This window comes from Kosakonia sp. ML.JS2a (genome assembly GCF_025642095.1).
In the GTDB taxonomy this organism is placed as follows: Bacteria; Pseudomonadota; Gammaproteobacteria; order Enterobacterales; family Enterobacteriaceae.
Genome location: NZ_CP106754.1, coordinates 2548410 through 2570497, shown reverse-complemented (window position 1 = coordinate 2570497; position 22088 = coordinate 2548410). Strand labels below are relative to the sequence as shown.

Below are 22088 nucleotides of genomic sequence, written 5' to 3'. Positions count from 1 at the left end.
GAGGAGAGTCATTAATGGGTATCGATCTGTCGTTAATCTGGTTTGTCATTATTGTCTTCGCCACCTTGATGTATATCGTGATGGACGGTTTTGATCTCGGGATTGGCATTCTGTTTCCGCTGACGCGCGATGCCGATGAACGGGATGTGATGGTCAACAGTGTTGCGCCGGTCTGGGACGGCAATGAGACCTGGCTGGTGCTGGGCGGCGCGGGGTTGTTCGGTGCGTTTCCGCTGGCCTATGCGGTGATCGTGGATGCACTGACCATTCCGCTAACGCTGATGCTGCTGGGGCTGATTTTCCGCGGCGTGGCGTTTGAATTCCGTTTTAAAGCCACGCCTGCGCATCGTCCGTTCTGGGATAAAGCCTTTTTGTCCGGCTCACTGCTGGCTACCTTTGCCCAGGGCGTGGTGGTGGGTGCGGTGATTAATGGCTTTTCCGTCACCGGGCGCAGTTACAGCGGCGGCGCGTTAGACTGGTTAACGCCGTTCACCTTGTTTTGCGGTGTGGGTCTGGTGATCGCCTATGCCCTGCTGGGCGCAAGCTGGCTGGTGATGAAAAGCGACGGCCCGTTACAGGGAAAAATGCGTTGTGCATCGAAGGGTTTACTGCTGGCACTGCTGGCTGTTATCGCTGTCATCAGTCTGTGGACGCCGCTGGCGCAACCGGCTATTGCTGCCCGCTGGTTCAGCCTGCCGAATCTGTTTTTCTTTGCGCCCGTACCGCTATTGGTGATTGGTCTTAGCGTCTGGCTGTGGCGCAGTCTGAATCACACGCACACCCACGCGTTACCCTTTGTGCAAACGTTGGGGCTGGTCTTCCTCGGTTTTAGCGGCCTGGGCATCAGCATCTGGCCGCATATTATCCCGCCGGATATCACCTTCTGGCAGGCTGCAGCACCGCCGCAGAGCCAGGGTTTTATGCTGGTTGGTGCGCTGCTGATTATCCCGATTATTCTGGTCTATACCTTCTGGAGTTATTACGTGTTCCGCGGCAAAGTGCAGCCTGGCGAGGGGTATCATTGATGAAACACTCACTTCTGAGCCGCATATGCTGGCTGGTGTTGATTTGGGGCGGCAGCGTGCTGGCGCTGGCGGCGGTCAGTATGGTGTTTCGCCTGCTGATGACGGCGGCCGGGTTTAAATCCCACTGACTTGTGTGCAGAGTGTGTCGCGGTAAATGGCACACTCTGCTTTTTAACGAGTTGGATGATGTCGCCACGAGGATTACGGTATACGATTCAGATTCCCGGCAGCGGTATAAATTATCAGGCTGGTCTGCATCGTCAGCGCACGCGCTATGGTAATTCCCTCATCTGCAGATCTCTGTGACGTGCACCCTCCCGGCGATATCAATAATCATCACATTGATATTAAAAGGGTTGTAATACATTTCGACAAAACTTACCTATGTTTTCACTTATAAGCAGCTTGCCAACTCTTCTGAAAGCCCATTTGTAAGAAAGAAGTTGAGGGTAATCAAATAACCATCGTTGCCATGTCCTGGCTTCAGTCCAGCCATGTCGATAAGAGCCCCAATGGGGTATATAGCGTATGGTCAAAAAAAGCAATTCCAAACGCATCATTTTGAATGAACTTAGCTAAAAAATCTGGAGAGTATGATTCGTCAATTTTGAATAATTGGTAGAAAAGCCCAAGCAGAACTTCAAAGATAACTCCCGGTCCGGTAAGTGACAAAGTGACGGCCCCGTCTTTTATGATTGGCTCGTACCTATAGGGCAAAAGTCTACCAAGATAATCTTTATCTGATGGTTCTCTGACACATACAGAAAGTGCATTATTCTTCTCGAGATAGCGATACCTTTTCTTGATGACCCGAAGCACTATTCTTAAAAATCGCGAACCAGAACATGAGCAGATTACATTACTAAAATAAGTGCCAGGTATGAAACTGAGTGAGCTTAATGCGATCAAATCTGGATAACAAAAAACGGCAGTAAGGGGGTTGATGTCGTTTGCCATAGCTATTTCAACGTCTCTGGAAATAGCAGATGATAAAGCATTTCTGACATCATCACGTGCAGGGAAAAGTCCCTCAAGACAATTGTTAACCTCCCCTTCCTTATTAAGTATCTTCTCAACAAGAGCATGCGCTTTCGCAGCAATAATAAACTCATTATGCGGAACAGAGATCTCTTCAAGAAATTTATTTGTTTCACTAAAGATATAGTCCACCTCAGGTAATGTATCGACATCCAAATAAATCCCGCCAAATTTATAAAGAATAATCAACCTGATAATATCACTGGCGCAAGCCAGGTTCCCTCTAAGGATTACTTCGTAATAATAAAGTTTTTTAAAAGATAAGAACTCCCCTTCGAATAAATCATCAACATTCATTAAAACAATATCATCAGCACTAACCAGAGGCATTACAGAACTATCACCGCCGTATTCCGAGGCAATAAAATTGTTCATGCGTAAGAATTCAATGGCAAGTTCATTAAAATTATGATCGCCGTCTATTCTCGGGTATATGAATGCAAAAGCCTCATTTTGAAGATTAACTAAACTATCTTCAAAATTGTCAAGGTTGTTTTCTTTGACATGTTTGAACAAGATATCATGAAACTTGTGGCAAAAAGCGACATCATTGTGATGCCAAAGTAAAAATTGCATCTCCTTGTTTGTTTCAATCCAGACTTTTATGTAACTTGTATCGAGGCGGTTAACATCCCCAACCCATATGAAGTGACCAAACCTGGGGATGGGGTGTTTTGCATCAACTAAAGTTGTAATAATGTCATGACATTCAGTCTCACAGGAACGCAAACCATTATTGAATGCGGTATGCAGCATCGTTTTAATGGATCTTTCATAATCCAGAGATGACATGCGGTTACTCATGAAGATAAGGCATAAATAGCGGCAAAGATGGAGTATGAGATTGCATAATCTTTTGCAAACTCTTTCAACATATCAGTATTTTCTTTGAAATGGTGCAGCATTTTATCCGTCGCAGCCGCCTCATCTTCCGCAGTCGTAGCATAGGGCATTTTATTAAACCCACCAGCTTTCAACTCTTGTTTTAATTCCGGAGTGATACTGTCTTTTTCATACACGTTAACAGATATCTCATTGATATAAAATACATATTCTTTCATTGTTTTGCCTCATTGATTTTTGGAGGGCAGGATTAACTCCTGCCCCAGTTAATTAGTGGTTACGACCGCCTAACTCACGACCACGTGAACCGCCAGTACAGCCACCTTTAGAGCCAGATATGTTATTGCCCTTATCGAAGACGTGCTCCGCCATAATGCCGCTACCTGGTCTTCCTTTCTTATCCGTTATAGTCAGTTCACGATCAGAGCCGCCATTACTGCTTCTGCCGCCACTACAGTCGGTTGAACGATCACCACGACCGCACACATCAGCAAAACCACCGCTAATCTTCTTGTACTGAGAGGTACATATTTCCTTCATTTCTGCATCCTTGATGAAAAATTTAATCATTTTTACTTGCTCTCATACAAGAGCAAAGCAAACATGTTGTGGATATAGAAGAAAACGAAGCGCCAGGCCATGAAACAGGATGTAATAAACAAAGATTCCAGAAAAGATATTTACAAGCGACTGCGGGCATAAGCAGAACTCATGCAGGCAGCGCCAGAGAAACAGGTGTCGCCATAAGAAGTCTTAAAGCAACTACTATTCATAATAGGCCATCTAACGTTTTCTGAAATACAGTATGTTATTATCCTGCCGGGCTGTCAGCGGTTCGTTCCCCATGAATCACGACCACGTGAACCACCAGTGCAGCCACCTTTAGAGCCAGATATATTATTGCCCTTATCGAAGACGTGCTCTGCCATAATGCCGCTGCCTGGTCTCCCTTTCTTATCCGTTATAGTCAGTTCACGGCCTGCCCCACCATTACTGCTTCTGCTACCGCCACTACAATCGGTAGAACGATCACCACGGCCACATACATCAGCAAAACCACCGCTGACCTTCTTGTACTGAGAGGTACATATTTCCTTCATTTTTTCATCCTTAATAAAAATATCTACACGTTGCTATTCGGATTTGCACCAGCATTAGCGTGCTGAATCACGTTATAGTTATCGCAATAAACAAAATATAAAATCCATGTAACAGGATGTAACAATAACCATGATTGCAGCGACAGGAAATAAATTCATGCCAGATACGAGAAAAGGCACAGCAGAAAAGATATTGCTCGCTAAAAAGAGTTGATATAGGCCATACAAAAAGGTTCACCGCAAGCCTGGTTTATAACAACAGGCCCGCTAATCATTTTTATTAAAAAATACGATATATCGCTAAATGATTTATTCAAAATTCTGATTGCACCTGTGATGAATTAACTTTTAGAGCCGCGACGGGCTTTGTGGCGAGAGAATATTCCTGATTTTTCCCAAAAACACCAAAAAAGATAACTTCAGATATTTTTGATACTTCGCATGCTTATAAATCAGCAACACAATTATCTTTCATGGAAAGTCTGCAGTGTGTAGAGGAAAAAGCGGGAAATACCTTGGAAATATATTTTTACACATATTTACAATTAAGAATCACAAAACACAATAACTTCATAATCAACAAGCCTGATGAAACAATCCAGAGATTCTGTCTTTTAAAACAATCATATATGAAAGCAGGTATGTTTGTGCCTTTTGACCTGGATAAGTATGTTGCCCGCCTAAGCCAAGCATCATAGCTCTTTATACAACAGCAATCTTGGGACTGACGGAACACCAAAACGAGCATACATAAACGTTTAGCCAGAACTACGGGAAGCGAAAATTTCGTTAACACAGACACCTAATCCTGAGGTAATTAACATGGATGTACAAACAGGTATAAGCGTTGCGATGATCGTAAAAAACGAGGCGATCACTCTCTCCAGAGCACTGGACTCCGTTGCCAGGATAGTAGATGAAATCATTGTTGTTGATTCTGGTTCTACGGATGCGACTGTTTCGCTAGCGAAATTGCATCCTTCTTGCCCTAAAGTGTATGAAACAAAGTGGAATGATGACTTTTCAGAGCTGAGAAATTACGCGATTTCACTATGCACATATTCATATTGCCTCATGTTGGATGCCGACGAATTTATAGCAGAAGGAAGCCGTAAATTGCTTCGTCATCTCATATATAGTGCCATGGAGTCAGACAATAATAGCCTCTTTGCTCCACTTATAGATAATCTTGATGGTACAACACTGGTTAATAATCCAAGAATATTCAGAATCCGTGAGACACTGAATTATAAAGGTCGGGTACATGAATATTTAAATGAAGATGGTGAATGTCATGTCAAATACATCCACGATATTGTTATAAACCACACGGGTTATAACGAAGAAACTTACAACAAAAAAAAGAAAGAGAGTAGAAACTTATATCTACTCAGAAAACAGATAGCAGATGATCCCGTCAACCTGCGTTGGTATTATTTTTTATTTCGTTACCTGGAAGAGGATTCACCAGAATCCATCCAGATACTTAATAAATTTGGTGAACTGTCTTTGCCATATCCGGATGCCATCGAAGTATATGCTTTCAATTTAAAAACGATGTTAATTATGCATCTGATGGTGAAAAATGAGTTTAAACAAGCGTTCAACCATGCCAGACAGTTATATTCGCATTACAAAGATCGCAACTCAACCATTCTTTTTATGGTAACTTCTTTAGTAAATTCAATGGATGGCTTTGAAGAAAAAATCATAAATTATATTGAAGATGCTAAAAATTTATCCGGAATACATGAAGATAATTTACTTCATGTTAGAGCTCCGGATGACTATGTTCAAAAATGCCTTATGTATATTATGATGCGCCTGGATAGAATAAGAACATCTTATGAACAATGAACTATACAGGCAAGAAGCTATTGATAACAGAAACAATCGCTGGTCAAGTAAGGCATTTCTTCCACATGGGGTTCCGTTGTGGATGGTGAGTACTGGTGTATTTATTTTCTTAATAACCACCATAGTATTTCTCACTGTGGGTACTTATACACGCAGGGTAATGGTTTCTGGAGAAATCATTTCTGAACCCCGTGCTGTAACGGTTACTTCTGCTCAACAAGGCTATATTACAAAACAGTTTGTCCATGTCGGAGAGGATGTCAAGGCTGGGCAGACCTTGTATTTATTAAACAATAGCAAGAAAACAATTTCTGGTGTCGTTAATGAAACACAGAAAAGTGCCATTAACGAACAAATACTAGCCATTAATAACATCCTTGAAAAAATTGAGAAGAACAAGGCAACTACCATTGCATCGTTAAAAAAACAGATTGACAGTTACAACATTATCGTTCAGCAAACAAAAGAAAATTTAAAAAAGGCAGAAAGTGGGATGACGTTCATGGAAAAAAACATGACCAATTACCGTTCATATCTGGCACAGGGATTAGTGAACAAAGAGCAATTTATTAATCAAACATCATTATTTTATGACAGACAAAATGATTTAGTGACATATAAAAACCAGTTAAGTCAATATGATTTGCAGATAATAAACCTGAACTCCGATCTCAAAACTCGTGAAATGGACTTTGATAATAAAGTTAATGAGTTGGTCATACAGCGGAATGATTTACAGCGACAACTGACAGAAGTAGAAGCTAATGGCGCAATAGTTATTCCAGCGCCTACATCAGGAAGAGTTGAGTCTAACAGCGTTTCTGAAGGTGAAATGATCAATGCCGGGGATAGCCTTATCCAGATCTTACCAGGTAGTGTTCATCGTTATGTTTTAGTTTTATGGGTTCCAGCCCACGCAGCGCCTTATATAACCAGAGGAGACAAAGTAAATATACGCTATAACGCATTTCCCGCCGATAAATTTGGTCAGTTTCCAGGTCGTGTAATTTCTATATCTGGTGTTCCGGCAAGCGTGCAGGAAATGGCGACATACCCTTCCGCTCCCGTCAGGACTGCCGATTCACCTGAAACCTGGTACAAACTTATCGTATTACCTGATACATCCGTATTTCACTACAATGGAAAATCATTTGAATTTACAAATGGAATGAAAGCAACAAGTATCCTCTTCCTGGAAAAAAGGAAACTATATCAATGGATCCTCTCCCCTATTTATGACATTAAAAACAGCATGGAAGACCCTGTAAATGGCATCTGAAAACGCCTTCTGGCAATCGCTACCCCTCACTTTTGGCCTGCGTAAATCTGTGCCGGTAATGCTACAGACTGAAGCCGCTGAGTGTGGATTAGTCTGTCTGGCAATGATTGCCGCCTACCACGGGAAAAAATGTAATGTTCTCTCTATGCGTCAGGATTTCGGCATATCCTCTCGAGGCGCTACGCTTGAGCAAATGGCCAGCATAGCCTCAAATCTTGGAATGGGTTTCAGAGCTCTGGCTCTGGAGCTTGATGAGCTGCATAAATTACACCTTCCTTGTATCGTTCACTGGAATTTTAATCATTTCGTCGTACTAACACATATCACTAAAAATAAAGTTACTCTACACGACCCTGCCCTGGGTATGAGAGTTATTCCGCTAGATATATTTTCTAAATCTTTTACAGGTGTTGCTGTTGAGGTCTGGCCTGAAGTTAATTTTATAAGAAAAAAACAAAAGGTTCTTATTCATGCTCGCGATTTAATAAACAATATCGTGGGATTTAAATCAGCATTGCTGAAGATTTTTCTCCTTTCCGTGGTTATTGAATTGATAAGTCTTCTAATACCAGTTGGTACTCAATTGGTTATGGATCATGCAATTCCAGCTACTGATTTTGGACTGCTTGAATTAATATGTTTGGGCCTATTTGTACTGACATTATTGCAAACTGGAATCAGCTGTTGGCGTAGTTGGTCAGTCATGATAATTGATTCGTGCACGGATATACAGTGGAAGGATAGTCTATTTCATCACCTCATCAGATTGCCACTTATCTGGTTTGACAAACGGAAAGTGGGTGATATTCAGTCGCGTTTTAACTCTCTGGATGTAATTCGTCAGGCTTTTGTACATGATATAACCGGTTGCATTGTAAATATCATTATGGCTATCGGTGCAATCATCATGATGATGATATACGGTGGTTGGCTTACATCAATTGTTATTGGTTTTACCAGTCTCTATATTATTCTGCGGATAAGTACATATTCACGTTACCGGCAACTCTCTGAAGAAGCTATCGTTAAAAATGCAAATGCATCTTCGTATTTAACAGAAACACTCTACGGGATAGCAACCATCCGTGCTCAGGGGCTTACGGAACGTCGTCGGAAGCATCGCATGGGCCTTTTAATGGAGGCTGCTACAGCCTCCATTAGCGTAGATAAATTTGATATGCTATTTCAGGTTATCAGTGTATTTCTGAGTGCCTGCGATAATTTGTTCATTTTGTGGCTTGGGATCGGTCAGGTGATGGACAGGCAAATGACAATTGGAGCATTTGTGGCTTTTGGTATCTTTCGAGGTATGTTCTCAAGCAGGATGCTCTCACTCGCAGACATACTTTTAGGGTTAAAAATTCAGTCACTTCACAACGAAAGGGTTGCTGATATTGCGTTGACTCCCTCTGAAGAAATTTCGACGCCATGTACAGTCTTCCACCCTGTTGATGCAATTGATCTTCATCTGGAAAATGTCACTTTCAGATACGATAAATTCTCTCCAAACGTTATCGATAGTTTGTCATTTAAAATAAAGGCAGGGGAAAGCCTCGCAATAACAGGAGCTTCAGGTTGCGGTAAATCGACATTGTTGAAGCTGTTAGCTGGTCTTGTTCCTCCTGATACCGGACGAATTTATGCTTCCGGGAAGGATATACACGCGCTTGGTATCTGCAACTATAGATCGCGCATTTCCTGTATTCTTCAGGAAGACAGGCTATTTGCAGGCTCATTGCGCGAAAATATATCTGGATTTTCCGAGCAAATAGATGATGAGCTTGTCATAGAGTGCGCAAAGATAAGTTATATCCATGATGATATTATGAGCTTACCTATGGGATATGACAGCTTAGTGGGAGAACTGGGAGAAGGTCTTTCCGGAGGCCAAAAACAGAGAATTTTCATTGCCCGAGCATTATACCGCAAACCAGGTATTCTTTTTATGGATGAGGCAACCAGCCATCTTGACGAAATCAATGAAAAACTGATAAACGAAGCAATATCTGGGTTAGGCATGACACGAGTGATTATTGCGCATAGACCTTCAACGATAAATTCAGCAGATAGAGTTTTCAGTCTCTTATCAAATGAAAATTAACAAGGTAATTCTAATCTCTTAGACGGGGTTTTATTTTATGTATAACCTAAATAAATAATCACTATTAATGGCGGTGTTGAATTTTTACCATGAGGTAAAACATAATTCGCCGCCCTACTGGCGCTATACCAGGAATACTCCCGAAGAGAGATAACTCCATAATCCCTTCACTTTTTGGGCGTCAAATCCACGGCGACTCAATACAGAGTGAGAAAGGAAGTCGTATGAAAAAGATTGCACTGGTGTCCGCCGTTCTGGCGGTGAGCTTCTCTTCAATGGTGTTTGCCGCCGACCACGAACCGCTACCACCGGAAAACGCCCACGGCCAGCAACACCACAAAGCAGAGAAAAAACCGCTGCCGCCGAAACATAAACCAGCGAAGCCGCCAAAGCGTGACGATAAGAAACCGCCAAGGCCGGAAGACCAGCGTTAAGAAAAAAGGGTGGCTGAGCCACCCTTTTTTTTAGCGGTTTTTCGGTAGTGTTTTTAGCAACTCATCAGGGCTTATCGACGCCACCACGCTGCCGGAGAGCGGCATTTTCAGAATGTGATTCTTAATCTTGCCCACCACGTGCATTTCGCACGGACGACAGTCAAATTTCAGCGTCAGCACTTCATCACCGTGGATCAACTGCATTGGCGTCGCGCGCCAGCTCTTGATGTTCCCTTTCGCCTGTTTCGGGCACAGGTTAAAGGCAAAACGCAGGCAATGCTTAGTGATCATCACCGGTACATCGCCCTTCTCTTCATGGGCTTCAAAGGCGGCGTCGATCAGCTGTACGCCGTAGCGGTGATAGAACTCACGCGCCTTGTGGTTGTAAACGTTCGCCAGAAAAGAGAGGTGGGTTTCCGGGTAAACCGGCGCGGGCGTCGCCACGGGTTTACGGCTGCCGCGCTGGTAACTTGCCAGGCGCGCCTCTTCCAGCATCTCCACCGTTTCACGGCGCAGTTGATTGAGCAGACTGTTAGGCACAAACAACGCGCCAGGCAGGTTGACCGCTACCGTTTGCGCGTAATAGCGAGTTTGCCCCAGCTTACTCAGGCCCTCTTTCAGGTTTTCCAGCGCTTTTTCTGCATTATTGGCTTCGTCGAACTGCCCCTCCAGCGTATGCGTTACGCTTACGCCATCTTCACTGGTCAGCGTCAGAACCAGTTGTTCCTGCCAGCCGCCCAGTTCAATATCCACACCAATACGCCGCTCGCTGGACGTTTTGAGTAGCGCCTGCTGCCAGTTGTGATCGAGGTTGCGGTTCAGCGGATGGTGCGGACGCAGGTTTTTCAGCAGATCCGGCATTTCATTCGGGAAGACGCGGTAGCGATTATCCCCTGTCTTTTCGGCCACATTAACGCGAAAGCCGACCACTTCACGTTTCACCAGCACATTCAGGCCATCGCCATTCGCCAGCGGCTCGGTCACGTTCACATCGAGGTGATCTTTGCCCACTTTCAGCACTTCACCCACCGGCAGGCCGATAAACTTCGGCGAATCAAATGCGCCGATGTCGCCTTTACGCGCATTAACGAAGTAGTCCGTGCTGCCGCGATGGAAGGTTTTGTCGGTCGACGGAATAAAGAAGTGCTCGGTACGACCGGCGGACGCCCGAGCCAGGTCACCGCGATCGGCAATGATCGCATCGAGCATCTGGCGGTAATGTGCAGTGATGTTTTTCACGTAGCTCATATCTTTGTAGCGCCCTTCAATTTTGAAGGAGCGTACGCCCGCGTCGATCAGCGCCGCCAGGTTGGCGGTCTGGTCGTTATCTTTCATCGACAGCAGGTGTTTTTCATACGCCACCACGCGCCCCTGATCGTCTTTCAGGGTATAGGGCAAACGGCACGCCTGCGAGCAGTCGCCGCGGTTGGCGCTGCGCCCGGTTTGCGCATGAGAAATGTTGCACTGCCCGGAATAGGCCACGCATAACGCACCGTGAATAAAGAACTCAATGGTGGCGTCCGTTGCGCTGTGAATAGCGCGGATTTGCTCAAGGTTCAGTTCGCGCGCCAGCACGATCTGGCTGAAGCCGACATCGGAGAGAAATTTGGCTTTCTCGACGCTGCGAATGTCGCACTGGGTGCTGGCATGCAGCTCGATAGGCGGAATATCCAGCTCCAGCACGCCCATGTCCTGCACGATCAGCGCATCAACGCCCGACTGATACAGGTCGCCAATCAATTTCTGCGCCGGTTCCAGCTCATCATCATGAAGAATGGTATTCAGCGTAATAAAGACTTTTGCACCGTAGCGATGCGCAAACGGCACCAGTTCGGCAATGTCGCGCAGGCTGTTTCCGGCATTATGGCGTGCGCCAAAACCGGGGCCGCCAATGTAGACAGCGTCCGCGCCGTGAAGGATCGCCTCGCGGGCGATAGCGGCATCGCGGGCCGGGCTTAACAGTTCAAGGTGATGGGGGTGCAGGCGCATACAATCGTCGTTATCCATTATGTGCAAAATGGCGGCTATTGTAGTCACAAGCGGGCCGTTTCACCACCTGCGACCGGGGGAATTTGCGCACGCTGGCAATGCAATGTCGAAATTGCTATTTCCGCTGCGTTTTGCTGGACGGTAAAGTGGTGACTCGGACATTCCTCGTCACGTTGTGTACCCGCGATAGTTCAGGTTGCAGGTGCGTTACCGGCTTCCTGCCCCCTGAATTATTTTGGGTCGTCTGATTGTTAATCGTCGTCGTTATTTGCCGCAGGCTTGCTTGCGGCTTTTTCTTTTGGATAGTGGATCAGCGACTGGAAGTGCGCCGTCTGCAATGTACTGTTGCGATAGGCGTGCGCCTCATCCCCAGCAAAACGTACGCCGCTGCCGGCGGTTAATGTCTTCCACTGCCCGTTAATGCACATATCCAGCGCGCCGCTAAGGACAACCACATGCTCAATCACCCCTTTCTCGTGCGGGGTGGACTCGCTTAACGCGCCCGGCGCAAGGGTAATCGAGAACATGTCGAAATGCAGATGTTCGTCCCACGGGAAAATGGGGGTGATCACCATCGCCTGGCTATCGGGATCGTACGCCAGCGGCGTTTCCCTTTCCGGCGGGGCAATAAAGGTCGAGAACGGTACATTGAGGCCGGTGGCGATCTTCCACAACGTCGACACCGTCGGGCTGGATTCGCTGCGCTCAATCTGCCCCAGCATCGCTTTTGACACGCCCGTTTCTTCCGCTAAGCGGGAAAGGCTCCAGCCGCGGTCCTGGCGTAAATTTTTTAGCGTTGCGGCCAGATAAAGCGTGAGATCCATGACTCCTCCTGATGACTTGTGCGCTATAGCGCTCGATGATAAATTGTTTGGATGCTATAACGCACAAGGAAAACTTATGCGCCTCGCCACTCTGCCCGTTAACACATCCATCCCCTTTACCAGCGTGCTGGCGGGTTTTGTTGCCGTCCTGGTGGGCTATGCCAGCTCTGCCGCCATTATCTGGCAGGCTGCGTCTGCCGCCGGGGCCACACCCGGGCAGATTGCCGGCTGGATGACCTCACTTGGCCTGGGCATGGGCGTCAGTACGCTGGCGTTAACACTGTGGTACCGCGTACCGGTGCTGACCGCCTGGTCAACGCCCGGCGCGGCGCTCCTCGCCACCAGTTTGCAGGGTGTTTCCCTGAACGAAGCCGTTGGCGTGTTTATCTTCGCCAATGGGCTGATCGTGTTGTGCGGTGTGACCGGGTTATTCGCCAGGCTGATGAAAGTCATTCCTCATACGCTGGCGGCAGCCATGCTGGCGGGGATTCTACTCCGTTTTGGCCTGCAGGCATTTAACAATCTGGGGGGCCATTTTGCATTGTGCGGCAGTATGCTACTGGCCTGGCTTGTCTGTAAAGCCCTCGCGCCACGCTATGCCATTGTTGCAACATTACTGGTTGGCGCACTGGTGGCAATCGTCAGTGGTGACGTTGTCACGCAGAGTATTTCCCTTGCCACCGTCACGCCAACGTTTACCGCGCCCGCGTTCAACGGGACCACGCTGGTGAGCATCGGTATTCCGTTTTTTCTGGCAACCATGGCATCACAGAATGCCCCCGGTTTCGCCACCATGCAGGCCGCCGGTTACCGTGTTCCGGTGTCGCCATTGATCATTTTTACCGGTGCGCTGGCGCTGCTGCTGTCGCCGTTCGGGGTCTATTCCATTTGCATTGCCGCCATTACCGCCGCAATTTGTCAAAGCCCGGATGCCCACCCGGATGCGGGTAAACGCTGGCTGGCCGCCGCTGCCGCCGGGGTTTTCTATTTACTGGCGGGTATTTTTGGCGGTGCGATTACCGCTGTACTGGCCGCATTGCCGCTAAGCTGGATCCAGACGCTGGCCGGGCTGGCGTTACTGGGGACCATTAGCGGTAGCCTGCAACAGGCGCTGGCGAAAGAGACCGATCGTGATGCTGCCATCGTCACCTTCCTGGTAACCGCCAGCGGCATCACATTATTGGGGATCGGTTCGGCTTTCTGGGGATTAGTGATCGGGGGAGTGTGCTACGGCGTATTAACGCTGGCGCGCCGCACGTAATTGTGAGGGCGTAAAGCCCGTCGCCGCTTTAAACCGGTTACTAAAGTGACTGGCGGAGTTAAACCCGCAGGCCAGCGCAATGGTGGTCAACGGCTGGTCACTACTGATTAACAGCGTTTTGGCATGCATCATTCGGCGCTGCATGACGAACTGATGCGGCGCAACCCCCATCGACTGGCGGAACATACGCGCAAAATGATATTCGCTGAGGGCGACCTGTGCCGCCAGATCCGACAGCAGCAACGGCTCCGACAGGTGTGCATCGATATACTCCAGCACCGTGCGCAGCGCGACCGGCGCTAAGCCGCCCGTGACCGTCGGCAATTGCCACTGCACGTTGCTGTAGTGCTGCACCAGGTGCGTCAGGAGCAGCGTTGAGGCGGTGCTCAGCGTTAACTGGTTGGCGTTTTGTTGCCAGTCGCAATCCAGCAGAAACTGGCGATAAAGCGTGGTGATACGCGGATCCTGGGCAAAGGTTTTTTCATCCAGCGTGAAGGACGCCGGGCTGCGATCCCACACGCGCTCACCGACTTCGCGCAAATGCTCATCGGTGCAGTAGAGATGCACAAAGGAGAGATCGTCGCGAATATCCCACACCGATTCGCTCTCTTTCGGCATCAGGCAGAACCTGTCCGGCCCACCGCCGTTTTTCCAGCCATACGCGGTTTTGTGGTAGCTCTCGTAACCATCGGCGATATACAGGCTGAGGGTATGGTGATCGCAATATTGCGTGATGTTATCGCGTTTATTTGACCACGCCGCCAGTTGGATCCCGGAGTGCAGCGACACCGAGTTGTGCAGCACGGCGTTGTGTTTACGCAGGTTTTCAAAAGCGTCGTAATGGTCAGACATTCGCAGAAATTATCTAATAGTAACCAGGTAGTCAGTCTATAAATAGCGGACGCCGGATACCAGCATTGTGCAAACAAAAGCGCAAGAATATGCAAGTCAGCGGCAAGCCCGTGCAAGCCAGCACCTCCCTTTCTTGCCACACTCAGCGTTCGTTTTATCGATTAGGAATCAACATGAACGCATTGCTTTATGGCCTGGTGGTGGTGATCTGGGGAACCACCTGGATTGCGATTTTTTTGCAGCAGGGTCCGGTGCCCGCGCCGGTGTCGATTTTCTGGCGCTTCGCGCTGGCCACCGCCGCCATAATGCTGATACTGGCGGTTCGCGGCAAACTGCGCGCCCTGCCGCTGCGCGATCACCTGTTTTGCCTGCTGCAAGGTTGCTGCGTGTTTGGCTTTAACTTCTGGTGTTTTTACACAGCCGCTGCGTGGATTAACACCGGGCTGGAGTCAGTAATCTTCTCGATGGCGGTACTGTTTAACGCGGTAAACAGTTTCCTGTTTTTTGGTCAGAAACCCCCGGCGCGCTTTTTTGTCGCCGCCCTGCTGGGGTTAACAGGCATTGTGACGCTGTTCTGGCAGGACCTGGTTGCCAGCGGCTGGAACAGTACACTATTGATGGGCATTGGCCTGTCGGCGCTGGGAACGCTGGGTTTTTCGTTTGGCAATATGATAAGCCTGCGCCATCAGCGCAAAGGGCTGCAAACCATGACCACCAATAGCTGGGCCATGCTGTATGGGACGCTGATCATGGGGATGATTGGCCTGCTGCGCGGCGATGATTTTACCCCGCAGTGGACGGCCAGCTACCTGGGCGCACTGGTCTATCTGGCGTTGTTCGGTTCGGTTGTCGCCTTTGGCGCCTACTTTACGCTGGTCGGCAGAATCGGCCCCGGCAAAGCCGCCTACAGTACGCTGCTGTTTCCGCTGGTTGCGCTGACCATTTCGACTTTCTATGAAGGCTATGTCTGGCATATCAATGGCATTGCCGGGTTGCTGCTGATCCTGACCGGCAATCTGGTGATGTTTGCCCGCCCGGAAAGCTGGCTGAGCGGGCGTCTGCTGCGGCGAAAAGCTAACGTTTGTTGATATCAAACATAGTGGCGTCGGTCGCCATACCATCAATGACCTGTTTCAGGGCTTCGACGGTGACCGGCGCATTTTCATTGCTGAGATCTTTCCCCTCGCCTTTACGCACCACTTTCAGCACCGGGGCGTTCGTTTGCGCGTCTATCAGTTCACCTTCAAAATAGAGATGCGTATTCATGGTGCGATGACCTGTCGCCATCTGTGTGCCTGCGACCACCATCGCCACCGGCACCACTTCATAGAACTGCAACCCTTGTTTGCTGGCGTCCACGCCGGTTATCGCACCGCGGAAGATCAGGCTATGCTGGCCCGGCGAGGTCACCAGCGGTTTTCGCGCCGCAGCCGCGGCTTTCAATTTCGTATTGGTGTAATTGAGCACGCCATCCAGTACCTGTTGATTGATCTGGTTGGTCGGTTTGGCCACCGGGTAGTACGTCACCGGATGGTAGACAATCGAGTCATATTTCGCCGGATCAAAACCCGGCGCGACCCAGCGCATCACCGGTTTCCCGGTCGCCGAGGTTGTTTCCTGTAACCCAGAGTAGTCTTTTAAAAAACCGGAATACTTTTCCGGTTGAGTCACTTTTGACGCGCAGCCTGACAACGCCAGCAGGCCGGCAACAACGGCAACGCTAACTAACGCATGAGTACGCATAAGAATGTCCCTTGAGTGCGGAATTGCCATTAAGTTATAGCAAACGAAGGGGCACTACGCCGGAGGGAAAAGGCCGCCCGGCCAGACCAGGCGGCGGCGGTTTATTTTTTCAGATCGACCTGCCAGAAAATGTGTTTGCCAAACGGATCGATTTCATAACCCTGCACCTCTTTACGTACCGGTTCAAAAATCGTCGAATGGGCAATCATTACCGCTGGCATCTGATCGTGCATCATCTGCTGCGCCTGTTTATACAGCGCGACGCGCTTATCATGATCGGTCGTGGCTTTGGCTTCCGCGATGAGCTTATCAAACGGCTGATAGCACCATTTTGCCGAGTTAGAGCCGCCGTTGGCGGAGGTGCAGGTAAATAACGGGCCGAAGAAGTTATCCGGATCGCCGGTTGCGGTGGTCCAGCCCATTAAGGCTGCCTGATGTTCACCGCCCTTCACCCGTTTCAGGTATTCACCCCATTCGTAAGTGACGATTTTCGCCTGGACACCCACTTTTGCCCAGTCCGCCTGGATCATCTCGGCCATGCGTTTGGCATTCGGGTTGTAGGGACGTTGTACCGGCATCGCCCACAGGTCGATGGTGGTTCCTGGCGCAACGCCCGCCTCTTTCAGCAACGCTTTGGCTTTCTCCGGATCGTAGTCGTAATCTTTTAACGTGCTGTCCGCGCTCCAGACGCCGGGCGGCAGCAGGTTTTTCGCCGCGCTGCCCGTGCCCTGAAACACCGCCTGAATAATGGCCGGTTTGTTGATCGCCATGACCAGCGCCTGGCGTACTTTTACGTTATCCAGCGGCGCTTTTTGCGTATTGAACGCAAGAAAACCCGTGTTCAGCCCGGCTTTGTTCATCAGCGTGATAGCACTGTTCTCTTTCAACCGCGGCAGATCCGCCGGGTTCGGGAAAGGCATCACCTGACATTCATTCTTTTCCAGTTTTGCCACACGTACGGAAGCATCCGGAGTGATACTGAAAACCAGCCGATCGATTTTCGCTTTACCCTGCCAGTAGTCATCAAACGCGGTGAACAAAATGCGCGAGTCTTTCTGGTACTGCGCCAGGCGGAACGGCCCGGTGCCAATCGGATCCATATCTACCCGCTCCGGCGTGCCGGCTTTCAGCATCGCGTCGGCATATTCCGCCGACAGAATCGAGGCGAAATACCAGCCCAGATCAGCCACAAACGGCGCTTCCGGGTGCGCAAGAGTAAAACGCACCGTATTGTCGTCGACTTTATCGATAGCGGTGATCAGACTGCCGAATTCCAGACTTTCGAAGTTGGAGTAGGTGCCGTTAGAAACAGTGTGATAGGGATTGTGCGGATCTTTCTGGCGCATAAACGAAAAGATGACATCGTCCGCGTTAAAATCCCGCGTTGGCGTGAAATATTTATTGCTTTGAAACTTCACCCCTTTACGTAAGTGAAAGGTATAGACTTTGCCCTCTTCACTGACCTCCCAGCGCTCTGCCAGACTCGGTTGCAACTCGGTGGTGCCGACTTTAAAGTCCACCAGTCGGTTATAGATGGGCACGGCGCTGGCGTCGACGCTGGTGCCGGAGGTATAGAGTTGCGGGTTGAAGTTTTCCGGTGAACCTTCTGAACAATACACCAGTGTTTTTGCCGCTACAGTAGAACTCACTGTCAGCGCGGCCAACACCAGAGCAAGTGTTGTCGGTTTGCTAATCATAGTTTTTCCTGTTGTTTTATTGTAAATGCTTGTTGTTTGCCCTCTCATAAATAACATTAAAGCGAATGTGCAAACACCTGATATTACAAATAAAGAAGGAATCACTATGCCGTCGTCGCTTACCAGCCAATTAACGCAACGCTTCTTTCGTTATCTCACCATCACCAGCCAGAGCGATCCTGCCGCCACCACCTTACCGACCACCGTCGGGCAGTTTGATATGGCGCGTGAACTGGCGAATGAGCTGACATCTCTTGGACTGGACGAGGTTGTCCTTGACGATCACGCTACCGTGACGGCGGTGAAAAAAGGCACGGTTCCCGGCGCGCCGCGTATTGGTTTTATCACTCACATTGATACCGTAGATGTCGGTTTATCACCGCATATTCATCCACAAATTCTGCGTTTTGAAGGTGAAGATCTCTGTCTGAATCCGTCGAAAGAGATCTGGCTGCGGGTAAACGAACATCCGGAGATCCTCGCCTATCCTGGCGAAGACATTATTTTTAGTGACGGCACCAGCGTGCTCGGCGCAGACAATAAGTCCGCCGTGACAGTAGTGATGACGCTGCTGGAGAACCTCACCGCAGCGCATCAGCATGGCGATATCGTGGTGGCGTTTGTGCCGGATGAAGAAGTCGGTTTGCGTGGCGCAAAAGCGCTGGATCTGAAACGCTTTGATGTGGATTTCGCCTGGACTATCGACTGCTGCGAACGCGGTGAAATCGTCTATGAAAACTTCAATGCCGCCAGCGCGCAGATCCGCTTTACCGGCGTGACCGCCCACCCGATGTCGGCAAAAGGCGTGCTGGTCAACCCGCTACTGATGGCCATGGACTACATCAGTCATTTTGATCGCCAGCAAACACCGGAGCACACCGAAGGCCGCGAAGGGTATATCTGGTTTAACGCCATTGATGCGGTACAAGGGCACGCCACGCTGAACGCCAACATCCGTGATTTCGATAGCGACAATTTTGCCCGCCGCAAACAGCAGATTAGCGACGTGGCCGCAGTAATCGCTGCGCAATACCCGACGGCGAAAGTGGAATACAGCATCAGTGACACCTACAGCAATATCAGTAATGCCATTGGCGAGGATCGCCGGGCGATTGATTTGCTGTTTCAGGCCATGGAGTCGCTGAGTATCACGCCCAAACCCACGCCGATGCGCGGCGGTACGGATGGCGCGGCACTGTCGGCAAAAGGTCTGCTAACGCCGAACTTCTTTACTGGCGCGCATAATTTCCATTCCCGTTTTGAGTTTTTACCCCTGAGCGCGTTTGAAGACGCTTACCGTGTGGCATTGCAGCTCTGCCTGTTGGCCGCGCGCTGATTTACACCAGCAGCTCAGTCAGGGTGTCCGAGCTGAGCTGCACCAGCCCTTTCACACCATAGTGATGACCGACCTTATCATGGCGAATGCGGATCTCGCGGATATGCTGGTTGGGGTTATCCATTAACATCTGTTGCGCCAGCGGCAGCACGTCATCGCCGTAATCTTCAAATAACTCCCCGGTCGCAATGACCAGCCGGATATTGTGGATCGGTGCCGTACAGCAGATAGCGAAATAGAGCGCCTGCGCGGTGCTCAGCACGGTAGCGGCTTTATTCGCTTCAATTACGTTGAACGCCGGTTCAATACCGCCGTCATACGGCAGATGGACGATTTCCGGGTAAAAACCATTTTCGCCCAGCCCCGGTATGCCGTTCGTGCAGTAACCATAACCAAGACTGCCGAACCCCGGCATAAAGGCCACCCAGGATTGCCCCGGCCAGCGTTTTGCCAGCAGATAATTCGTGCAATGCGCAATGTTGTAGATGCGGGTGGTGACGCCGGTACGCTGCTCAATCAGCGCCATCAGGTTGACATTACTGTCACTAAATAAAGGGCAATAGCGCACCACACCGGTGAAATGTTCAATCCCCCCCTGTAACGCCACGCTCAGCACGGTGACTCGCTGCAGCGGAATGCACGCGGCCTGGCATAATGCGGCAATCCCCTGCGCCAGCTCGCTGACCAGCTCATCCGGCGTCATCTGTTCCGGTAGCGCGCAATGGTGAACACTGAGCGGGGCAATGACGGTGTTGTAATCATTTAGCGTGCCCTGAAAACTGCCTTTGCGCAGCATAATATTGATGCTGAACGCCTGCCCACTTTTGACAGCCAGCAATTGCTGCGGGCGACCAAAAGTCACGTCTTTGATTTCCCGCTCTTCGATAAGCTGCGCATCCAGCAGTTGCGAGGTCAGTTTGGTGATATAGGCTTTCGTTACTCCCAGCCGACGGGTCATTTCCGCCCGTGACTCCATTTCACTGTGCAGGATTTTCAGGATCTGTTGTTTGTAATCCACGCGTTGCGCCTCCGTACCGGGTGGTCACATACCACCCGGCATAACTTAATACCTCAGTTATTTTACGGAAACAATGATGCGACGGTAAGACGTTAACGCCGGTTTACCATTATCGGTGACCGCCAGAATCAGGTGTTCGGTCCCGGCACGCTGCGCGTTGACTTCCACACGCGGATTTTTGCCATCCTGTAGCGTTAACACCGCAGGTGCGGTCAGATTGTCTTCGCCACGGCGGCCCTGCACATCTTCCGGCGCAACCGCTTTCGAGCTGGCGGCACCGGCTTCCGGGTACAGGAACCACTGATAGTGCAGCTTATCGCCGTCCGGATCTTTACTGCCGGAGGCATCCAGTTTCAGCACGTCGCCCACTTTCGCGCTCAGGGTAATCACCTGCTGTCCGGGCTGTCCATTCACCACCACCTGCGGGTTGTGGTTCGCGGCGGCAAAGTCTTTAATGCCCCACTCCATGCGGGCGGCGAAATCATGCTGGAAGGCTTCGCGCCAGCGCCAGATTGTCGCCTGATTCGAGGTATAGCGCTTACCATCAACACCCGTCACGGTGTCGGCAGAGTTCGGGTTGCCCGGATAGAAGTCCCCGCCGCTGGTCCAGATGGGGTGTGTCTCATTTTGCGGCTGGCGCACAATGTAGCGACCGCCCCAGCCACCCCAACCCGGGTTGCGTTCACTGTTCAGCCCATTGCGGATCAGCCCAAGAAAGGCTGGCGTGTCGCCTTCCATGATAAACAGATATTTCAGGTAACCTTTGCCCATTGGCCCTTTGCTGCGGATGTTCTCATCCAGCCAGTGTTGAGAAACCGTGGTGAAATCCGCGCCGGGCGCATTACGGTAATATTTATCGCCGCTGATGCCGGTCCAGGCCGCACGGGCATAATCTTCCGCGTTCTGGCTGGAGGGATCGACAATGTAGGTGATCTCCGGATAGTGCTCGCGGATCCAGAAACCGGCGTCATCCTGATCGGAAATGGAGTAGACCACCAGGTTGCGCGTCAGCTGCTGAACCTTCTCAGCAGACACTTTTTGGGACAGATCTTTCAGCGCCTGGGCCAGCGTGTTCGCGCCGCCCCACAGGTTGATAAACAGCGGATGGCTGGCATCGGTACTTTTTTCAATGGCCTTGACCAGCAGGTCAGAACCGGCGGTATTTTTACCCTCTCCGGTCGCTGCCATGCCGTAGCTCGCAAGCCCCGGTGCGACCACCGCTTCGAGCTGTTTCACCGACGGGAACCCCTCCGCGTGTTTCAGTAAATTTGGCTGCACTTCGCCGTAATGACCGACAACCAGATCGATCATGTCGGTATGCACTTTTTCCCGCTGCCAGGTCGAGGTGGTCGCCACCAACCCTTCTACGTTCATCTCATTGGAATAGAGTAAAAAGCGGGTCAGCGACATTTGATCATCTGGCTCGTTGCCAATATCCGTCAGCACAAAGACGCGCGGTTTTTCCTGATACGGCAGTACTTTTGCCGCCATCTCAGGAATACCAGTCGCCGCACTGACCGCCAGTGGTGCAGACAGCGCCACGACGCCACTCATCGCCAGTAAGATACTTTTTGTTATGTTGTTCACCACGTTACGTCTCCTTTTTATGCCATAGCGGAATCGCATCAACATAGTTAACTAAGGAAACAAAGTAAAAAAAGAAAAACGAAATGTGTGATGCAGATAAAAAA

The 22088-nt window shown here is 49.6% G+C and carries 19 protein-coding genes; 9 read left to right on the top strand and 10 right to left on the bottom strand.

All coding sequences use genetic code 11. From position 1 onward, the window contains the following. Window positions 1-14: 14 nt before the first annotated feature. Both cydB and N7922_RS12260 read left to right on the top strand, forming a co-directional pair. A complete protein-coding gene (cydB, locus tag N7922_RS12265) occupies window positions 15-1025 on the top strand; it encodes a cytochrome d ubiquinol oxidase subunit II (RefSeq protein WP_263100777.1) in 1011 nt (336 codons plus the stop codon). Beyond that, a complete protein-coding gene (locus tag N7922_RS12260) occupies window positions 1025-1153 on the top strand; it encodes a DUF2474 domain-containing protein (protein ID WP_263100776.1) in 129 nt (42 codons plus the stop codon). Before cydB ends, N7922_RS12260 begins: the two co-directional genes overlap by 1 nt. Window positions 1154-1508: 355 nt before the next feature. Here the strand turns inward: N7922_RS12260 and N7922_RS12255 are convergent, their stop codons facing one another. From N7922_RS12255 to N7922_RS12245, 3 genes are read right to left on the bottom strand one after another with little or no spacing between them, the layout of a single operon-like run. After that, window positions 1509-2855, bottom strand: coding sequence for a TcdA/TcdB catalytic glycosyltransferase domain-containing protein (locus N7922_RS12255; protein ID WP_263100775.1), 1347 nt, complete (start codon window positions 2853-2855; stop codon window positions 1509-1511). A gap of 8 nt (window positions 2856-2863) precedes the next feature. Continuing rightward, window positions 2864-3124 (bottom strand): hypothetical protein, encoded by a 261-nt coding sequence (locus N7922_RS12250; protein ID WP_263100774.1) that lies wholly within the window; start codon window positions 3122-3124, stop codon window positions 2864-2866. 52 nt (window positions 3125-3176) lie between these two features. Beyond that, window positions 3177-3476 carry a hypothetical protein gene (locus N7922_RS12245; protein ID WP_263100773.1) on the bottom strand — a complete coding sequence of 100 codons (300 nt, stop codon included), beginning with the start codon at window positions 3474-3476 and terminating at the stop codon, window positions 3177-3179. A 1352-nt stretch (window positions 3477-4828) separates the two neighbouring features. Here N7922_RS12245 and N7922_RS12240 point away from each other — a divergent pair. From N7922_RS12240 to N7922_RS12225, 4 genes are all read left to right on the top strand, one after another. Continuing rightward, on the top strand, window positions 4829-5863 hold the full coding sequence (locus tag N7922_RS12240; protein ID WP_263100772.1) for a glycosyltransferase family 2 protein: 1035 nt from the start codon (window positions 4829-4831) through the stop codon (window positions 5861-5863). Beyond that, window positions 5853-7142 (top strand): HlyD family secretion protein, encoded by a 1290-nt coding sequence (locus N7922_RS12235; protein ID WP_263100771.1) that lies wholly within the window; start codon window positions 5853-5855, stop codon window positions 7140-7142. The genes N7922_RS12240 and N7922_RS12235 overlap by 11 nt, the downstream gene beginning before the upstream one ends. Then, complete coding sequence (locus N7922_RS12230; RefSeq protein ID WP_263100770.1) at window positions 7132-9243, top strand: peptidase domain-containing ABC transporter; 2112 nt, start codon at window positions 7132-7134, stop codon at window positions 9241-9243. The genes N7922_RS12235 and N7922_RS12230 overlap by 11 nt, the downstream gene beginning before the upstream one ends. 224 nt (window positions 9244-9467) lie before the next feature. Next, window positions 9468-9677, top strand: a complete 210-nt coding sequence (locus N7922_RS12225; RefSeq protein ID WP_263100769.1) for a hypothetical protein — start codon at window positions 9468-9470, stop codon at window positions 9675-9677. Window positions 9678-9707: 30 nt separating this feature from the next. On the opposite strand, the gene N7922_RS12220 is transcribed toward N7922_RS12225, so the two are convergent. Continuing rightward, the gene (locus N7922_RS12220; protein WP_263100896.1) at window positions 9708-11666 is read right to left on the bottom strand and encodes a peptidase U32 family protein; all 1959 of its coding nucleotides are present in this window, start codon (window positions 11664-11666) and stop codon (window positions 9708-9710) included. Window positions 11667-11917: 251 nt separating this feature from the next. After that, a complete protein-coding gene (locus N7922_RS12215) occupies window positions 11918-12490 on the bottom strand; it encodes a helix-turn-helix domain-containing protein (protein WP_263100768.1) in 573 nt (190 codons plus the stop codon). A gap of 76 nt (window positions 12491-12566) precedes the next feature. Here N7922_RS12215 and N7922_RS12210 point away from each other — a divergent pair, with 76 nt between their 5' ends. Then, window positions 12567-13751: a benzoate/H(+) symporter BenE family transporter gene (locus N7922_RS12210; protein WP_263100767.1), complete on the top strand. Its 1185-nt coding sequence runs from the start codon at window positions 12567-12569 to the stop codon at window positions 13749-13751. Here N7922_RS12210 and N7922_RS12205 read toward each other — a convergent pair. Then, window positions 13728-14603, bottom strand: coding sequence for a helix-turn-helix domain-containing protein (locus N7922_RS12205; RefSeq protein ID WP_263100766.1), 876 nt, complete (start codon window positions 14601-14603; stop codon window positions 13728-13730). The genes N7922_RS12210 and N7922_RS12205 overlap by 24 nt on opposite strands. Before the next feature lie 173 nt (window positions 14604-14776). Between N7922_RS12205 and N7922_RS12200 the strand changes: the two genes are divergently transcribed. Beyond that, window positions 14777-15691 carry a DMT family transporter gene (locus N7922_RS12200; protein WP_263100765.1) on the top strand — a complete coding sequence of 305 codons (915 nt, stop codon included), beginning with the start codon at window positions 14777-14779 and terminating at the stop codon, window positions 15689-15691. Here N7922_RS12200 and N7922_RS12195 read toward each other — a convergent pair. Further along, window positions 15678-16346, bottom strand: coding sequence for a DUF3313 domain-containing protein (locus N7922_RS12195; RefSeq protein WP_263100764.1), 669 nt, complete (start codon window positions 16344-16346; stop codon window positions 15678-15680). The two genes, N7922_RS12200 and N7922_RS12195, sit on opposite strands and share 14 nt — an antisense overlap. Before the next feature lie 101 nt (window positions 16347-16447). Continuing rightward, entirely contained in the window at window positions 16448-18043 is a 1596-nt protein-coding gene (locus N7922_RS12190; RefSeq protein WP_263100763.1) for an ABC transporter substrate-binding protein, read from the bottom strand. A gap of 106 nt (window positions 18044-18149) precedes the next feature. Between N7922_RS12190 and pepT the strand changes: the two genes are divergently transcribed. Further along, window positions 18150-19379 (top strand): peptidase T, encoded by a 1230-nt coding sequence (pepT, locus tag N7922_RS12185; protein ID WP_263100762.1) that lies wholly within the window; start codon window positions 18150-18152, stop codon window positions 19377-19379. A gap of 1 nt (window position 19380) precedes the next feature. Here the strand turns inward: pepT and N7922_RS12180 are convergent, their stop codons facing one another. Next, window positions 19381-20397, bottom strand: coding sequence for an ROK family protein (locus tag N7922_RS12180; protein ID WP_263100761.1), 1017 nt, complete (start codon window positions 20395-20397; stop codon window positions 19381-19383). Between the two features lie 57 nt (window positions 20398-20454). Continuing rightward, entirely contained in the window at window positions 20455-21984 is a 1530-nt protein-coding gene (locus tag N7922_RS12175) for a DUF1593 domain-containing protein (protein ID WP_263100760.1), read from the bottom strand. Window positions 21985-22088 lie beyond the last annotated feature (104 nt).

Coding starts and splice junctions, on each gene's coding strand:
- cydB (WP_263100777.1), top strand. CDS start 15: ATGGGTATCGATCTGTCGTTAATCTGGTTTGTCATTATTGTCTTCGCC.
- N7922_RS12260 (WP_263100776.1), top strand. CDS start 1,025: ATGAAACACTCACTTCTGAGCCGCATATGCTGGCTGGTGTTGATTTGG.
- N7922_RS12255 (WP_263100775.1), bottom strand. CDS start 2,855: ATGTCATCTCTGGATTATGAAAGATCCATTAAAACGATGCTGCATACC.
- N7922_RS12250 (WP_263100774.1), bottom strand. CDS start 3,124: ATGAAAGAATATGTATTTTATATCAATGAGATATCTGTTAACGTGTAT.
- N7922_RS12245 (WP_263100773.1), bottom strand. CDS start 3,476: ATGATTAAATTTTTCATCAAGGATGCAGAAATGAAGGAAATATGTACC.
- N7922_RS12240 (WP_263100772.1), top strand. CDS start 4,829: ATGGATGTACAAACAGGTATAAGCGTTGCGATGATCGTAAAAAACGAG.
- N7922_RS12235 (WP_263100771.1), top strand. CDS start 5,853: ATGAACAATGAACTATACAGGCAAGAAGCTATTGATAACAGAAACAAT.
- N7922_RS12230 (WP_263100770.1), top strand. CDS start 7,132: ATGGCATCTGAAAACGCCTTCTGGCAATCGCTACCCCTCACTTTTGGC.
- N7922_RS12225 (WP_263100769.1), top strand. CDS start 9,468: ATGAAAAAGATTGCACTGGTGTCCGCCGTTCTGGCGGTGAGCTTCTCT.
- N7922_RS12220 (WP_263100896.1), bottom strand. CDS start 11,666: ATGCGCCTGCACCCCCATCACCTTGAACTGTTAAGCCCGGCCCGCGAT.
- N7922_RS12215 (WP_263100768.1), bottom strand. CDS start 12,490: ATGGATCTCACGCTTTATCTGGCCGCAACGCTAAAAAATTTACGCCAG.
- N7922_RS12210 (WP_263100767.1), top strand. CDS start 12,567: ATGCGCCTCGCCACTCTGCCCGTTAACACATCCATCCCCTTTACCAGC.
- N7922_RS12205 (WP_263100766.1), bottom strand. CDS start 14,603: ATGTCTGACCATTACGACGCTTTTGAAAACCTGCGTAAACACAACGCC.
- N7922_RS12200 (WP_263100765.1), top strand. CDS start 14,777: ATGAACGCATTGCTTTATGGCCTGGTGGTGGTGATCTGGGGAACCACC.
- N7922_RS12195 (WP_263100764.1), bottom strand. CDS start 16,346: ATGCGTACTCATGCGTTAGTTAGCGTTGCCGTTGTTGCCGGCCTGCTG.
- N7922_RS12190 (WP_263100763.1), bottom strand. CDS start 18,043: ATGATTAGCAAACCGACAACACTTGCTCTGGTGTTGGCCGCGCTGACA.
- pepT (WP_263100762.1), top strand. CDS start 18,150: ATGCCGTCGTCGCTTACCAGCCAATTAACGCAACGCTTCTTTCGTTAT.